This is a genomic window from Hydrogenophaga sp., from assembly GCF_051860785.1.
Taxonomy (GTDB): domain Bacteria; phylum Pseudomonadota; class Gammaproteobacteria; order Burkholderiales; family Burkholderiaceae_C; genus Hydrogenophaga.
In genome coordinates this window covers 140,474-154,659 of sequence record NZ_JBIMLB010000012.1, presented here as the reverse complement: position 1 = coordinate 154,659, position 14,186 = coordinate 140,474, and the positions used below count along the sequence as shown (strand labels likewise).

General features: G+C 61.1%; 13 protein-coding genes. 9 read left to right on the top strand and 4 right to left on the bottom strand.

From position 1 onward, the window contains the following. Positions 1 to 6 precede the first annotated feature (6 nt). The 7 genes from ACTIF6_RS16685 to proC all read left to right on the top strand — a co-directional run bounded on the left by ACTIF6_RS16685 (position 7) and on the right by proC (position 8,482). A complete protein-coding gene (locus ACTIF6_RS16685) occupies positions 7 to 729 on the top strand; it encodes an aspartate/glutamate racemase family protein (RefSeq protein ID WP_439589055.1) in 723 nt (240 codons plus the stop codon). A 52-nt stretch (positions 730 to 781) separates the two neighbouring features. After that, positions 782 to 1,813 (top strand): Bug family tripartite tricarboxylate transporter substrate binding protein, encoded by a 1,032-nt coding sequence (locus tag ACTIF6_RS16680; protein ID WP_439589054.1) that lies wholly within the window; start codon positions 782 to 784, stop codon positions 1,811 to 1,813. A gap of 118 nt (positions 1,814 to 1,931) precedes the next feature. After that, positions 1,932 to 2,711 carry an enoyl-CoA hydratase/isomerase family protein gene (locus ACTIF6_RS16675; RefSeq protein WP_439589053.1) on the top strand — a complete coding sequence of 260 codons (780 nt, stop codon included), beginning with the start codon at positions 1,932 to 1,934 and terminating at the stop codon, positions 2,709 to 2,711. A 3-nt stretch (positions 2,712 to 2,714) separates the two neighbouring features. Further along, positions 2,715 to 4,259 (top strand): AMP-binding protein, encoded by a 1,545-nt coding sequence (locus ACTIF6_RS16670; protein ID WP_439589052.1) that lies wholly within the window; start codon positions 2,715 to 2,717, stop codon positions 4,257 to 4,259. Between the two features lie 30 nt (positions 4,260 to 4,289). Beyond that, positions 4,290 to 5,270, top strand: a complete 981-nt coding sequence (locus tag ACTIF6_RS16665) for an ornithine cyclodeaminase family protein (protein WP_439589051.1) — start codon at positions 4,290 to 4,292, stop codon at positions 5,268 to 5,270. A 12-nt stretch (positions 5,271 to 5,282) separates the two neighbouring features. Next, complete coding sequence (locus ACTIF6_RS16660) at positions 5,283 to 7,622, top strand: molybdopterin-dependent oxidoreductase (protein ID WP_439589050.1); 2,340 nt, start codon at positions 5,283 to 5,285, stop codon at positions 7,620 to 7,622. A 38-nt stretch (positions 7,623 to 7,660) separates the two neighbouring features. Next, complete coding sequence (gene proC, locus ACTIF6_RS16655; protein WP_439589049.1) at positions 7,661 to 8,482, top strand: pyrroline-5-carboxylate reductase; 822 nt, start codon at positions 7,661 to 7,663, stop codon at positions 8,480 to 8,482. An 8-nt stretch (positions 8,483 to 8,490) separates the two neighbouring features. Here proC and ACTIF6_RS16650 read toward each other — a convergent pair whose 3' ends face one another. Next, positions 8,491 to 9,267, bottom strand: a complete 777-nt coding sequence (locus ACTIF6_RS16650) for a sulfite exporter TauE/SafE family protein (RefSeq protein ID WP_439589048.1) — start codon at positions 9,265 to 9,267, stop codon at positions 8,491 to 8,493. Between the two features lie 127 nt (positions 9,268 to 9,394). Here ACTIF6_RS16650 and ACTIF6_RS16645 point away from each other — a divergent pair, with 127 nt between their 5' ends. Then, complete coding sequence (locus ACTIF6_RS16645; protein WP_439589047.1) at positions 9,395 to 10,291, top strand: LysR family transcriptional regulator; 897 nt, start codon at positions 9,395 to 9,397, stop codon at positions 10,289 to 10,291. 16 nt (positions 10,292 to 10,307) lie between these two features. Here ACTIF6_RS16645 and ACTIF6_RS16640 read toward each other — a convergent pair whose 3' ends face one another. From ACTIF6_RS16640 to ACTIF6_RS16630, 3 genes are all read right to left on the bottom strand, one after another. Continuing rightward, on the bottom strand, positions 10,308 to 10,595 hold the full coding sequence (locus ACTIF6_RS16640) for a sel1 repeat family protein (RefSeq protein ID WP_439589046.1): 288 nt from the start codon (positions 10,593 to 10,595) through the stop codon (positions 10,308 to 10,310). 348 nt (positions 10,596 to 10,943) lie between these two features. Continuing rightward, positions 10,944 to 11,840 carry an alpha/beta fold hydrolase gene (locus tag ACTIF6_RS16635; protein ID WP_439589045.1) on the bottom strand — a complete coding sequence of 299 codons (897 nt, stop codon included), beginning with the start codon at positions 11,838 to 11,840 and terminating at the stop codon, positions 10,944 to 10,946. 6 nt (positions 11,841 to 11,846) lie between these two features. Beyond that, positions 11,847 to 12,833: a Bug family tripartite tricarboxylate transporter substrate binding protein gene (locus ACTIF6_RS16630; RefSeq protein WP_439589044.1), complete on the bottom strand. Its 987-nt coding sequence runs from the start codon at positions 12,831 to 12,833 to the stop codon at positions 11,847 to 11,849. 101 nt (positions 12,834 to 12,934) lie between these two features. Here ACTIF6_RS16630 and ACTIF6_RS16625 point away from each other — a divergent pair, with 101 nt between their 5' ends. Continuing rightward, a complete protein-coding gene (locus ACTIF6_RS16625; protein WP_439589043.1) occupies positions 12,935 to 13,921 on the top strand; it encodes a LysR family transcriptional regulator in 987 nt (328 codons plus the stop codon). Positions 13,922 to 14,186: the final 265 nt, after the last annotated feature.

Below are 14,186 nucleotides of genomic sequence, written 5' to 3'. Positions count from 1 at the left end.
ACACACATGACCATCATTGAAGGCGGAATCAACGTCTACAACGCCGCAGTAGGCGTCATCACGCTGGACACCAAGCTTCCGCGGGCACACGGTGACGTGGCCAATGCCCGAACCTGGCCTTTTCCCATGCTGTACCGCGTGGCGCGTGGCGCATCGCCGCATGTTGTCGTGCACGAGCGCGGGCAGGGGCTCAACAAAATCCTGGTGGACACGGCCAAAGAACTTGTGGCGTCGGGTGCGCGGGGCATCACAACCACGGGTGGCTTCCTTTCGCTGTTTCAGGACGAGCTTTCGGCTGAATGCGGCGTGCCTGTGGCGAGTTCTTCCCTCATGCAAATTCCTCTGGTGCAGAAGCTCCTGCCCAAGGGCAAGCGAGTGGGCGTGGTGACGGTGCACGGTCCGCGCCTGGGCCCCGATCACCTGATTGCCGCAGGAGCGCCAGGCGACACGCCTGTGGAAGGAACGGAAACGGGTGATGAACTGACGCGCGTGTTGTTGAAGGGTGAGACACGCCTGGACCTGGAGAAGGCCGAGAACGACGTGGTGCAAGCTGGACTTCGGCTGGTGAAGCGCCATCCGGACATCGGCGCGATCGTCACGGAGTGCCACAACATGGCGCCCTACGCAGCTGCGCTGTCCAAGGCGGTTGGCCTGCCCGTCTACGACCTGTACTCATTCATCGTCTGGTTCCAGGCCGGCCTGCAACCTCGCGTGTTCGAGAAGAACTAGCTTCCAGCCATCGATCTTCCCGCATCTCCACCCGACTTCAGGAGTAATAGCAATGAGTTTCTCCGATCGTTTGATCACTGGCCGGCCGGTGTGCCGCTGGGTGCTGACCCTGGCAGGTGGTTTGTGCGCGATGGTTGGTCAATCTGCACATGCCAACATCGACGCCCAATGCAAACAGCTTGCACCGGGATTTCCCTCACGCACCATCACCATGGTGGTCGGCTTTCCGCCTGGAGGTCAGAGCGGTCAAATCGCCCGCATGATGGCTGACGCGCTGACAGCCCGGCTCGGCCAGTCGGTGATTGTTGACAGCCGCAGCGGCGCCGGTGGGACGATTGGTGCCGCCGTGGTTGCAAAAGCACCTGCCGACGGGTACACGCTTTTCATGGCGACCATGGGAACGCACGCCATCAATGCCTCGTTGTATCCGAAGCTCCCATACGACCACTTGCGCGATTTCCGTGGTGTTGCCTATGTCATCAATGCGCCAAACGTCTTTGTTGCGCGTGCTTCGTCACCCGTGAAGACGATGGGTGAGCTGCAGGCCGAAGCCAAGGCCAATGCACGCAACATCAACATCGCGCTGCCTGGCAGCGGCACCAGCCCCCACTTGTCTTCAGCGTTGTTCGAGAGCATGGCCGGAATCCAGATGCAGGGCGTCCAATACCGCGGCAACGCACCTGCGTTGGTGGACGTCCTTGGGGGGCAGGTGGAGTTCATGGTGGATTCGGTGACCACAGCACTGCCTCATATCCAGCGCGGCGATCTGCGCGCCCTGGGTGTGACAACAGCGACGCGCAGCCCGTTGTTGCCCAATGTGCCCACAGTGGGTGAAACGATTCCAGGTTATGAGGTGAGTGCGTGGTGGGGCGTCGTTGCACCGGCGGGCACGCCCAATTCGATTGTCGATCGCATCAATTGCGAAGCCAATCTGGCTTTGAAAGACCCGAAACTTGTCGATCGATTCAAGGAGATGGGTGCCGTCACGCAACCGATGACCCCAGAGCAGTTCGATCAGCTCATCGCGCAAGACACCACCAAATGGGCGCGCGTGATCAAGGCGGCCAACATCAAGCTCGACTGATCCGTTTGACGCACGGAAATCAAGCGCAAATGCGTGCGCCGATGCGTGTGCCTGCATGAAGCAATGCAGGTGCCCGGAGCAAAAAAACATCATCAAAAAATTACTCAAGGAAGATCTCATGCCCCAGTACATTGAAGTCCGCGTCGACACCTCAGGTGTCGGGCTCATCCGCCTCAACCGTCCGGAGAAGCTCAACGCCTGGACCATTGAAATGCGCGAGGAAATCATGGCCACGTTGGCCGACTTCGATGCGCGCGACGATGTCCGCTCCATCGTCATGACGGGAGCCGGCAATCGCGCCTTCAGCGCGGGCCAGGATCTCGAGGAAGCCCACGATTTCGACACAGAACGCGTCGAAGCCTGGATGCGTGGGTGGGAGCGGTTCTACGACGCGCTGCGCAGTCTGCGCAAGCCGTTGGTGATGGCGCTCAACGGCACGGCAGCGGGCTCCGCTTTCCAGGTCGCGCTGCTGGGCGACATTCGTATTGGCCACACGGGCGTGCGCATGGGCCAGCCGGAAATCAACGCAGGCATCTGCAGCGTGACGGGTCCATGGATCATGAACGCCATGCTGGGCCTCTCGCGCACCATTGAGCTGACGCTGACGGGCCGGCTCATGGATGCGGATGAATGCCACCGCGTGGGTCTGCTGCATGAGATCGTGCCGGAGGGCGAGGTGCTTGGCCGGGCGATGGCCGTTGCATCGGGGCTTGCTGCCAAACCGCCTGTCGCCATGCGCCTGAACAAACAACGGTTCCGCGAGGTGAGCGAGGCAGGATTCCGTGATGCCATCGATGCGGGTATCCGCATCCATGTGGAGTCCTACCTGTCGGGTGAGCCGGCACGCATGATGGAAGAGTTCTTCCAGAAGCGTGGTGGGAAAGTGAAGTTCGCCTGACCCATGCATCGTTACCCCCATCTATTCCCGGTCCGATGTCCGGAAGACGGTCTGGACATCGTCCCGCTGCTCCATGGAGCACTCGTTGCAGGCGATGTGCGCACGCTCTATGAATTCGGCGACGACGTGTGGGCCGTCGACCGTTTTGCGCGCCGGGTCGCCGGGCTGCAGGACTGGCTTCGCGGGCATGGCCTGAAGCCTGGGCAGCGTGTTGCGGTCATGCTCGACAACACGCCTGATCACATCGCACTGATTGCCGCCCTCATGCTCGGTGGCATCGTGTGGGTTCCCATCAACACGCGATTGAAAGCCACCGGCCTGCAATATGTCATTGATCACTGCAAGCCGGATCTCGCGATTGCCGGAAGTGCTTATGCACCGCTGTGGCAAGAGGCCCTGGGGATCAGTTCGCACAATCTCCAGGTGACCGACATACCTTCCCCCGCAGAACAGGATGCAGATACCCCCTTGCGCGCAGAGGTCCGTCCAGACGACGTGCTCTGCATCATCTACACATCCGGAACAACGGGTGCGCCGAAGGGAGTGCTCTTCACGCATCGCATGATGCGCGTGGCAAGCGAGGCTGCCTTGCGCGTAGCCGACGTGCTGCCGGGTGACTGCCTTTTTCTCTGGGAACCCCTGTGCCACATCGGGGGGGCGCAGATGCTGCTGGCGCCATTCCTTGCGGATGTCAGGCTCCATGTCGTGGAGCGCTTTTCAGTCGGGAGGTTCTGGGATCAGGTGCGCGGCGCGCGCGCAACACACCTCCATTACCTCGGCGGCGTGCTCGAGATCCTCATGCGGGTTCCCACACCAGAACCCAGCAGCCACCTGCTGCGCACGGTATGGGGTGCCGGTCTCACGGCGCAGACCTGGCGCAAAGTGGATGAAATGTTCGGTCTGTCGATCCGCGAGTGCTATGGCATGACCGAATGCTCCAGCTTTGCCACGGTGAACGAAACGGGAAAACCTGGCTCCATCGGCCAGGCGCTCCCTTGGCTGCGCGTGGAGTTGCTGGATGGCGCGGGTCACCCGGCGCAGCAGGGAGAGGCCGGCGAGATAGTGCTGTCGAGCGAAGTGGATGGCATCTTCCTGGCGGGTTATCTCGATAACCCGGAAGCGACGGCAAAGACCATCCGCAACGGCCGGCTGCACACGGGGGATTTCGCACGGCGCGATGCCGATGGTGACCTGTTCTTCGTGGGCCGGGGCACCGACAGCATGCGCGTGCGCGGAGAAAATGTTTCGGCCTGGGAGATCGAACGCGTCCTGGCCCTTCATCCCGCCATCCAGGCGTGTGCGGCCGTTGGCGTGGACGGTGAGATCGGTGAGCAGGACATTCTGCTGTATGTGCAGGTCCGCGAGGGAGCGCCACTCGACTGGGATGAGCTGCTGCAGTGGTCGCGCAACCACCTGCCCAGCTATCAGGTGCCCCGCTACTATCTTCGTGTACAGGCTTTTGAAGTCACGCCGAGCGAACGCATCCGAAAGTCCCTGCTGCCGCGTTCGGTCGAAGGCGCATGGGACGCTGCCCCCGCGCGCGCATAGGCAATACCGGTTCATTGAAAGCCCCAAGTGATGGCATCGACAGAAGAACAACGACTTCTATACCTGGGAACGCGGGATATCCAGGCGCTGGCACTCACGCCGCGAGTCGTTTGCGATGCGCTTGCGGAGGGGTTTGCAAACCACGCCGCCGGCCGGTTCAACCTGCCGCCCAAGCAGAGTCTGGTGCTGGGGCCTGGGCACTTTTTCCAGTCACTCTCGGTGACTGGAAACGAAGGAGGTCATGCCGCAACGAAATGGGTGGGCCTGTCACCTGGCAATGCTGCGCGTGGTCTTGCCAATGTCAATGGCCTGATCGTTCTGAGTGATGTCGAGACTGGCGTGCCTCTTGCCGTCATGGATGCCAATCTGCTCACTGTCGCCCGGACGGCTGGCATGTCGGCACTCGGGGCGCGGTATCTCGCGCGCGCCGACAGCAAGAGCATCGGCTTCGTCGGTTGCGGCCAGCAGGCCAGAGGTAACCTGCTGGCGCTGAGCGACGTGCTGCCCGGTCTGGAGCACGCCGTCACGTATTCGGCATCGAGCGCAAGCGCACAAGGCCTCGCGCGATGCGCCACGCAGCTGGGCATGTCTGCACGCGCGACGCTGGACAGCGAAGAAGTGCTCGGGTGCGATGTGATCGTGACCTCAGTTTCCGGAGGACCGGCACTCAAGCCCTTCCTGGATGCGTCCAGGGTGCGCCCAGGCGCATTCGTTGCGGCTGTGGATCTGGGGCGGTCATGGCGACCGGAGACGCTCGACCAGTTTGATCTCAAGGTCACCGACGACCGTAGCCAGGCCGACGATCCTGCCAACCGGTCCAAACTGGCTTTCAAGGGACGCTTTGACGCCGATCTGGCTGAACTTGTGTCCAACTCAGGCACAGGCCGCCAGGACGCAAGGCAGAAGACGTTGTTGCTTTTCCCGGGGTTCGCGCTGGGAGACCTTGTGATTGCCAGCCTTGCCTATCACAGCGCGCGGAATGCAGGCATCGGGACATGGCTGCCACGCTGAGTCGGATCGCCTATGTTTGAAACCCCCAGCGGACATCACACACCGCCACGCCAGACGGCTTCGCACTGGGGTGTCTACAACGTTGCAGTCGATGCGCAAGGTCGTCTGATTGAAGTTGGAGGACATCGCCAGGATCCGCATCCTTCACCGTTGAACTCAGGCATGGTGGAGGCCGTTCACAGCCCACTGCGGATCACGCAGCCGCATGTCCGTCACAGCTATCTGAAGCACGGTCATCGAACACAGGTCAAACGGGGTTCAGAGGCGTTCGTGCCCGTGAGCTGGGAGCTTGCACTTGACCTGGTGGCACAGGAACTGGTGCGCGTGAAAGCGGAGCATGGGAACGAGGCCATATACGGAGGCTCATACGGTTGGGCGAGCGCGGGCCGCCTGCATCACGCGCCGAGCTTGCTCAAACGATTTCTCGGGCTGCATGGTGGCTACGTAGACAAGCGTGGCAATCACAGCTGGGGCGCGGCATATCACATCATGCCCTACGTGATTGGCCGGGCCGACATCAGCCAGTTGACGACGGCTTGGCCGGCGGTGCTCGGGGCCTGCCGTCTCATCGTGATGTTCGGCGGTGCGCCGATCAAGAATGCCGAGATCGCCAATGGTGGCGAGGTGCGCCACGAAAGCCGTGAATGGCTGGCCCGCGCCAAAGAGGAAGGCATCGAGTTCGTCAACATCAGTCCGGCGCGCAGCGATGCAATGCAGAGCCTCGATGCCCAGTGGCTGCCGATTCGCCCGAATACCGATGTGGCGCTGATGCTGGCGCTGGCTCACACGCTGCTCACCGAGGGCTTGCACGACCGCGAGTTCCTGGCCAGGTACTGCGTCGGCTTTGAAGAGTTCTCCCGGTATCTGCTCGGCCACCAGGATCGCACGCCCAAGGATGCGGCATGGGCAGCGGCCATTTGCGGCGTCTCCATGGAAACCATTGCCACGCTCGCGCGCCGTATGGCGTCCACTCGGACAATGATCACCACCAGCTGGTCAATCCAGCGTGCCGATCATGGCGAGCAACCGTACTGGATGACGGTCGTGCTGGCCGCGATGCTCGGGCAGATCGGCTTGCCGGGGGGAGGCTTCAGTTTCGGATTCGGGGCCAACAGCAACATCACTTCCCCTCGGAACAGCGACATTCCGCGCCCCAAGATCTCCCTGGGGAGCAATGCCGTCCAGCAGCATGTGCCCGTCGCGATGGTGGGAGACATGCTCAGCCATCCCGGCAAGGTCATCGACTACAACGGGTCGAAGCTCACCTATCCCGATATTCGCATCATCCACTCGATGGGCGGCAATCCATTTCATCACAACACCAACCTCAACATGTTCCTTCCGGGCTGGCAGCGGCCGGAGACCGTCATCGTGCATGAGCCGTGGTGGAACCCGGTGTCTCGTCATGCAGACATCGTGTTGCCGTCCACCACGTCGTTCGAGCGCAATGACATCATGGCCGCGGAGCTCGGTCGCGACTGGGTCTCGATGCATCAGGTCATTGCGCCCGTCCATCAGTCCCGCAACGACTTTGACATCCTTGCGGATCTCTCGGCCAGGATGGGGTTCGAGTCGCAATTCACCGAAGGCCGCAGTGAGATGGGCTGGCTGCGCCACATGTACGAAGAGGCGCGCGTGATTGCCATCGCGCGTGGGTATGCACCACCTTCATTCGACGAGTTCTGGCAAACGGGCATCTACGAATTCCCGGTCTCGCAGCCGAGCGGGCCCCTGCTAGGCGAGTTCGTCGCCCAACCCGTGAAGCACCCGTTGCAGACCCCCTCGGGTCGCATCGAGATCTACAGTGCAAAGATCGCCTCTTTTGGTTATGAGGATTGCCCACCACATCCTGTATGGATGGAGCCGGCCGAGTGGCTCGGAAGCGCGCTCGCGGACCAGTATCCGCTGCATCTGCTGTCCAACCAGCCGGGCACACGGTTGCATAGCCAGAATGACATGGCCACGGTCAGCCGCAGTTCAAAAGTGGCGGATCGCGAGCCGATCCATCTTTCTGCTGCTGATGCTGAAAGCCGGGGCATTTGCGCGGGCGACATTGTCTGCGTATTCAACTCGCGCGGCGCTTTCCTCGCAGGTGCGGCAGTCGATGAAGGACTGATGCAAGGGGTGGTGCAGATCGCGACAGGCGCGTGGTTCGACCCTGCGGAGCAAGGCGTCCCGGGGAGCCTTGAAAAGCACGGGAACCCGAACGTCGTGACGCTGGGCAAGGGCACATCCAGGCTCGGACAATCGTCCACTGCGCAAACTGTGCTGGTCGAGATCGAGAAGTACCACGGGTCCCCTCCCCAGGTCACCGCATTTGATCATCCACCGACCGTGGTGTCGCTTGGCTAGATCCGCTTCATGACCAGCGCATGGCTGGTTCAAACCCTATGTCCAAAAAGACCAGAATTGCGTTCATAGGCGCCGGCAACATGGCCACGGCCCTGGCACGCGGGCTTCAGCGTTCCGACTCGAAGATCGACTGGTCCATTGCAGCGACCGATCCTGACGATTCCCAGCGCGCCCGGTTCACGGCGTCGGTTTCTGGCGCTTCTGTCAGTGCCAATGCGGCTGAGGCCTTGTGTGGCGCCGATGTCGTGATCTGGGCTGTCAAGCCTCAAGTCCTGCCGGCAGTCGCGGCTGAGCATGCAAGCAAGACGAGGGATGCCTTGCACCTGAGCATTGCAGCAGGAGTCCGGCTCCTGGACCTGGCGCGGTGGTTCGGCAGCTCGCGCATCGTCCGCGCCATGCCCAACACGCCGGCGCTTGTTGGCGCCGGCATCTGCGGCTTGCTCGCAGGCGCGGCGGTCACGGACGAAGACCGGATACAGGTCGAGAACATCCTGGAGCCGACGGGTGAGATCTTCTGGGTGTCTTCGGACGAAGCCATGGATGCGGTCACCGCCATCACGGGCAGTGGCCCAGCCTATGTGCATCACTTCATGGAAAGCCTGAGCGAGGCTGCCGTGCAGTCCGGATTCGAACCTGAGCTGGCGCGCCGAATGGTACTGGCGACCGTTCTGGGGACAGCCCGTCTGGCCCAGGATCAACCCGTCGCGTTCGGTGTCTTGCGGCAGCAGGTGACATCACGCGGCGGAACCACAGCTGCGGCACTTGATGTGCTCGACGCACGTGGAACAAGAGACGCCGTCATGGCAGCTGCGCGCGCCGCGCTCGTGCGTGCGCGTGAGCTCGGAGCCGAACTCTCTTGAGAATCCAATCAGTTGAACAACCACTCTCGCGCAATCATGTGCACCCCGAGCAGGGCCAGGCAGCTGAGAAAAACTCGTTTGAAGACCAGGGGAGACAACCTGTCGCGCAGGTATTCCCCCAGCTGCATGCCGGCAATGGCAGGCAGCAGCATCAGGGTTGAGACACCGAGCGTTGCCACCGGGTAGCTCGAGTTGACGTACAGGCCCATGGCCAGCGCCAGTGTCGACACGGTGAACGAAATCCCCATCGCCTGGATGAGTTCGTCGCGCTGCAAGCCCAGGCCCTGCAGATACGGAACCGCAGGAATCGCGAACACCCCAGTGGCCGACGTCACGAACCCGGTGATGAGGCCAACCATCGGCCCCAACCATCGCTGAGATGCCACAGGCACCGTGAAGCCTTTGCCGCTCAGGCTCCACAAGGCGTAGGCGATCAGCGCGGCGCCCAAGGAAACCATGGCCCAGGCCCCTGCCGGTGCGCCCAGCCACCATGCGCCGCCCAACGTGCCCGTGAAGACGCCGACCTGCATGGGGGCAAGCCGCCGCACCATCGGCCACGCCGTTGTCCAGGGCCGGATCTGCCAGACGTTGGTGATCAGCGAGGGAATGATCAGAAGTGCCACGGCTTGCACGGGTGCCATCATCAATGCCAGCAAGGCGATCGAGATCGTGGGCAGCCCCAGACCCACGACGCCTTTGACGATGCCGGCCAGCAAGAAGACGCCAATGACCAGTACAGGCGGAGCGCCCGCCATCGTGGCGGAAAAGGTTTCGATCAAGGACATGGGTTCTCGAGGTTCGGCAGATGCACGATTCTCCGGAATCCCGTGCACCGCCCGCATCCGGATTTGACGGAGCGAGCCTCAGGCGTGGCCAGAGGCTGATTCTCGGGAAACGTGGTAGTTTTATGCCATGCGTTTCGACCTCACCGATCTGCGACTCTTCCTCAATGTCCTTGAGGCAGGAACCATCACCGGTGGGGCCGAGAGCACCCACATGACCCTTGCCTCCGCCAGTGAACGCATTCGCGGCATGGAGGACACGCTGGGCTCGCCGCTGCTGTTGCGCGACCGTCGCGGCGTGCAGCTCACCCCCGCCGGCCGCACCCTCGCGCACCATGCGCGGCTCGTTCTCCTGCAGGTGGACCGCATGCAAGGCGACCTGGGCGACTATGGCATGGGACTCAAGGGACACGTCCGCGTGCTTTGCAACACCTCAGCGCTGAGCGAACATCTGCCAGAGGTGCTGAGCGGATTTCTCACCACTCATCCCGGCATCTCGGTGGATCTGGAGGAGCGCACAAGCCATGAAATCGTCGATGCCGTGCGCAACAGCCTCTGCGACATCGGCGTCGTGTCCGATGCGGCCGATCTCGAGGGCCTGGAAGTTTTCCCTTTTCGGGAGGATCCCCTGTCGGTGGTTGTCCCACGCGACCACCCCCTGGCACATCGCTCCCGGGTTTTCCTGGTCGATCTTGTCGACTGCGCCTTCGTCGGATTGGCCGAGGGCAGCGCGTTGCAAGAACACGTGTCGCACCACGCGCGCCGTCTCGGCAAGCGGCTGCATTACCGGCTCCGCCTGCGCAGCTTCGAATCGATCTGCCGCATGGTCGGACTTGGCATCGGTGTGGGGATCGTCCCCCAGGCGGTAGCCGCTCGCTGCTCGCGTTCAGCCCGCGTCAAGCGCATTGCGCTGGCCGATCCATGGGCAGTCCGCAATCTCGTTCTGTGTGTGCGGCGTCTGGATCAATTGCCTGCGCATGCCCAACAGATGGTGCAGCACGTGCTTGGCCCACGGCCCGGCACCTGACGCGTCGTCGGACATCTCAGCCTCCCCATGCCGCGCAGACGTCCTGACCGCTGGGCGCCTGTCGCAGCCGGTTCAGGAAATCGAGTTGCATCTTGCCCACCGCACTCCCCTGCGCCGCCGCCTTGCGAAGCCAGAGACCGGCCTCGCAGCGGTTGGCCTTCACGGTGGGCCCATACAGCGTCGGGCCGACGAGCAGAGCCATGCCCAACATCTCTTGCGCTTCGACATTGCCGTGCGACGCCGATTCACGGAGCCGGTTGAGCATGGTGCGGTACTCGCGAGCGCTCTGTGCCTCGAGGCCCATCTGAAGGTTCTGCTCCGGCGTTGGAACCATATGGGGAGTGGCCGATGCGGTCGCAGCGAAGGTTGCCGCGCAGAGCCACATGGAAAGCGCGAACGCGCCGGACCCAAGGTGAAATCGTGAAACGAAAAGAGGCATGGATATCTCCGTTAGATGAAAGTGCCATGCATCTTTTCGGAGGATCGGCGGTATGAAAAGCTGGATGTTCCTGACCTGGTCTCAGGCACTGGCTGAGCATTGCGCATGCATGTTTCAACTCACCTGTTTGCTACATGGACGTTGAGGCTGGATACCTTGCGCCGGTTCCTTTCGGCGAACTTCGTGCGCTGCCGTACGGAGGGGCACTCATTTCTACTGCCCACTCTTCTTCTGATTTTCGAACGTGGAACGGAATCCGGCACTGTTTTGCGTGTTGCTCGAAACGAAACCCATGACGACTTCGTTGAAGGCATTTGGGTTGTCCCGATGCGCGCCATGCCCGCAAGCGGGAATACGGACAGGGGCTGCTTGCGTCATGACCTGGCTGAGCGCCTTGAAGATCGCGTCGTGAATCGGCTCCGTTCTCTCTCCCGCCAACAGCAATGTCGGGACTTCAAGGGTTCGAAGGTGCTCTTCGTCCAATTGCGGAAAGGGTTCTTCCGAGGCGAGAAGGCAGCGCATTGCCCGAGCGTTCTCGAGGCGCCGCGCCATCCCTATTTTCGAAGTGGCAAAGTTCGGGGTAGTGCCGTTGATGCCTTCCACCAGCAGCTTGACGGCCTGTTCCGTATCACCTGCCTTGAATGCTGCGTCTGCAGGAAATAGAACCTCCAGCTCGAACTTGCGCCGCACTTGCTTGCCACCCAGGAGTCGGTCCGCAAGATGCATGAGCGGTGGCTCTGCGATTGCCAAGGCGGACACGGCCTCCGGCGATCGTAGAGCCAACATCAAAGCGGTGTACGCTCCATAGGATGTTCCCACCAGGATAGCTGGCTCCGAACACCAGTTTTCGAGCAGCTCGCCAAGATCTGCTGCCTCATCTCGGACAGATTTGTAGCCCCTTGCAAGCTCGTTTGCATTCGGGACGCTGTACCTGCGGCTGTACGTGATGCATCGATATCTTTCAACGAATACAGGCCATTGCGGCTCCCAGGATCGCCAATCTCCGAAACCCCCATGCACGAAGACAAGGGGAGGGCCTTCGCCCTCAGAAAGGTAGTGAAATTCGTTGCCGCTGCGGAGTTGGATTCGCTTGAGTCGTGACGGGTGCATTTCAGGTTATTCGATGGTGACGGTAGCGGCGATGGCCCGAAGCTTTACGTCGTCCTTCACCAGAAATTGCCGGAATGCGTTGGGATCTGCATATTCCACAAGCACGTTGCCATTGCGGGCCTCAGTTTCCCGAAACGCCTGATCGGCGAGAACCTCGCGCATGACGGCAGAAAGCTTGGCAACGATGGCCGGAGGCAGGTTGGGAGGTGCAGCCAAGCCACCCCACAAGTCAGCTTCAACCCCCTTCACCACCTTGCCTTCATTGACGGTGGCAATTTCAGGCGCAGTGGGGTCGCGTTTGAGCGAAATGACACCGAGCGACTTCAACTTTCCCTGACGAATCAGAGAAAGCGCAGAGGACAGTGCGATGGTTCCTACCTGGACGTGACCACCGACGAGGTCCGTCATCAACGGCCCGCCTCCTTTGTAGGCAATGACGTTGAATTTGAAGCCGGCGGCGTTGGCGAACATGATCCCGCCGAAAGTCTGCAACGTTGCCATGCCGGTCGCACCCAGCGGGATCACACCGTTGTTCTTCTTGGCATATTCCACCAGCTCGTCCGAGTTGTTGGCAGGGAAAGAGGGATGCGCAACAAGAATGGTCGGAACCGAGAACAAACGGGCGATGGGGGTGAAGTCCTTCGCGGCATAGCCTGCCTGTTTCATGGCGATCGGAGCCATCATCATGTCGTTGACGGTGCCCAGCAGCAGCGTGTATCCGTCTGGTTGAGCCCGCAGCACCTTCTGACCGGCCAGCGTCCCGGACGCTCCACCCACGTTTTCGACCACGACTGGCTGGCCCAGACGCTTGCTCATTTCAAGTGCCAGTGCGCGACCAACGCGGTCTGTCACAGCCCCAGGAGGAAAGGGGACCACCAGCGTTACTGGCTTCTCGGGATAGCTCTGCGCTTGTAGCGGTGTCGATGTCACAGCCATCGCTACGAACATGGCAAGGACTCCACGCCGCAGGAGAAGGGGATGCTGAAGGTTCATTTTTTGTCTCCGTATGAGTACTTCGAAGAAGCTACTGTGCGCCGGCATGCGATAAATATCTAATAGAATATTCCTCCTATCAATAATCATTGGTAATGGCAATGAGCGCACCCAGTTCTGTCGTTCTGAGAAATCGGCTGGTCAGCCACGCTCGGATACGGCATCTTCAAGTGCTGATGCGCGTCGCTGAGTTTGGAACCGTCACCCGCGCGGCGCAGGCGATTGGCGTGACGCAGCCCGCCGTTACGCATGCGCTGGCAGACCTTGAGGAGATGCTGGGAACGCCGCTGTTTTTTCGACATGCTCGCGGCATGAATCTGACACCAGCTGGACAAGCCCTACTGCCCGTCGCAAGACGAATCCTTGCCGCGATAGACGATGGCGCCGAGCAAATTGCAGCCGTTGCGCGAAACGGTTCTGGCGTTGTGCGAGTGGCAGCAATCACGGCAGCCATCGCAGGATTCCTGGTCAGGAGTGTGCCGGCGTTCCGGAAGAAGCACCCGGGGATAGTCGTTCAGCTTCAGGAGGCCGATCCATTCAGACAGGCCGACCTTGTCTCCCGCTCTGACATCGATGTTTCCTTCTGCCGTGCTCCCTCCGTGACGCCTGCAGGCTGGCGATTCGTTCCTCTCATCGAGGACCGTTTTGCTGTCGTTGCAGGGTCGGGGCATCCTTTGTTGAGCAAATCACGTGTTGGAATGGCTGCACTGAGGCAAGCCACATGGCTGATTGCGCCTGCATCTACCGCAGCACGAGAGGCATTCGATCGCCTCTTTGGAAGCGATGACGCAATGCCGGCTTCCTCTCAGGTCATTACAAGCGTCCCGGCAATGTTCTGGGCAATGCTTTGCCAGGAAGAGCTACTTGCCATCCTGCCTGCCAGCTTCGCCAGGCAACTTGTTGATGCCGGTGAAATCTTCGAAGTAAAGCTGGAAGAGGAAATCCCGTTCGAGCCGATCGGCATGCTCCATCCAGAGGTTGATATGGGAGAAGGCGCTCAGACCTTTTGCCAGTTCTTGGAAGGGTTTGCATTGCGCGAGAAGACTTCTGTTCCTCCAGGGAACACCCGACGCCGCCGACGACCGTGAACCAGTGGTTGCCGACTGGTTCACACCAGATTCGTGAGTTTGAATCCTACGTCGCGGTGAGAGCAATCTGCTCGTCCTGGCAGTCCTGTGGGGCGTTGTACCCCTCTCTGGTGGTGGTTCGAGTTTTTCTTCATTTACCCGAACATCATTCTCCAGAAAAGTTTGAGCTGGTGAAGCATGGGGCTCAGTTCTCTTTGGCAATATGGGCCGCCATCGCCTTGGCCCTCGCGGCGTACTCGACAAATGACTACTTCAAAGTTCCCGA

Excerpts from the sequence above, each read along its gene's own strand:
- ACTIF6_RS16680 (WP_439589054.1), top strand. The coding sequence starts at position 782 with ATGAGTTTCTCCGATCGTTTGATCACTGGCCGGCCGGTGTGCCGCTGG.
- ACTIF6_RS16640 (WP_439589046.1), bottom strand. The coding sequence starts at position 10,595 with ATGGGCCTCGAGGCACAGAGCGCTCGCGAGTACCGCACCATGCTCAAC.
- ACTIF6_RS16635 (WP_439589045.1), bottom strand. The coding sequence starts at position 11,840 with ATGCACCCGTCACGACTCAAGCGAATCCAACTCCGCAGCGGCAACGAA.
- ACTIF6_RS16625 (WP_439589043.1), top strand. The coding sequence starts at position 12,935 with ATGAGCGCACCCAGTTCTGTCGTTCTGAGAAATCGGCTGGTCAGCCAC.
- ACTIF6_RS16630 (WP_439589044.1), bottom strand. The coding sequence starts at position 12,833 with ATGAACCTTCAGCATCCCCTTCTCCTGCGGCGTGGAGTCCTTGCCATG.
- ACTIF6_RS16675 (WP_439589053.1), top strand. The coding sequence starts at position 1,932 with ATGCCCCAGTACATTGAAGTCCGCGTCGACACCTCAGGTGTCGGGCTC.
- ACTIF6_RS16665 (WP_439589051.1), top strand. The coding sequence starts at position 4,290 with ATGGCATCGACAGAAGAACAACGACTTCTATACCTGGGAACGCGGGAT.
- proC (WP_439589049.1), top strand. The coding sequence starts at position 7,661 with ATGTCCAAAAAGACCAGAATTGCGTTCATAGGCGCCGGCAACATGGCC.
- ACTIF6_RS16685 (WP_439589055.1), top strand. The coding sequence starts at position 7 with ATGACCATCATTGAAGGCGGAATCAACGTCTACAACGCCGCAGTAGGC.
- ACTIF6_RS16660 (WP_439589050.1), top strand. The coding sequence starts at position 5,283 with ATGTTTGAAACCCCCAGCGGACATCACACACCGCCACGCCAGACGGCT.
- ACTIF6_RS16645 (WP_439589047.1), top strand. The coding sequence starts at position 9,395 with ATGCGTTTCGACCTCACCGATCTGCGACTCTTCCTCAATGTCCTTGAG.
- ACTIF6_RS16670 (WP_439589052.1), top strand. The coding sequence starts at position 2,715 with ATGCATCGTTACCCCCATCTATTCCCGGTCCGATGTCCGGAAGACGGT.
- ACTIF6_RS16650 (WP_439589048.1), bottom strand. The coding sequence starts at position 9,267 with ATGTCCTTGATCGAAACCTTTTCCGCCACGATGGCGGGCGCTCCGCCT.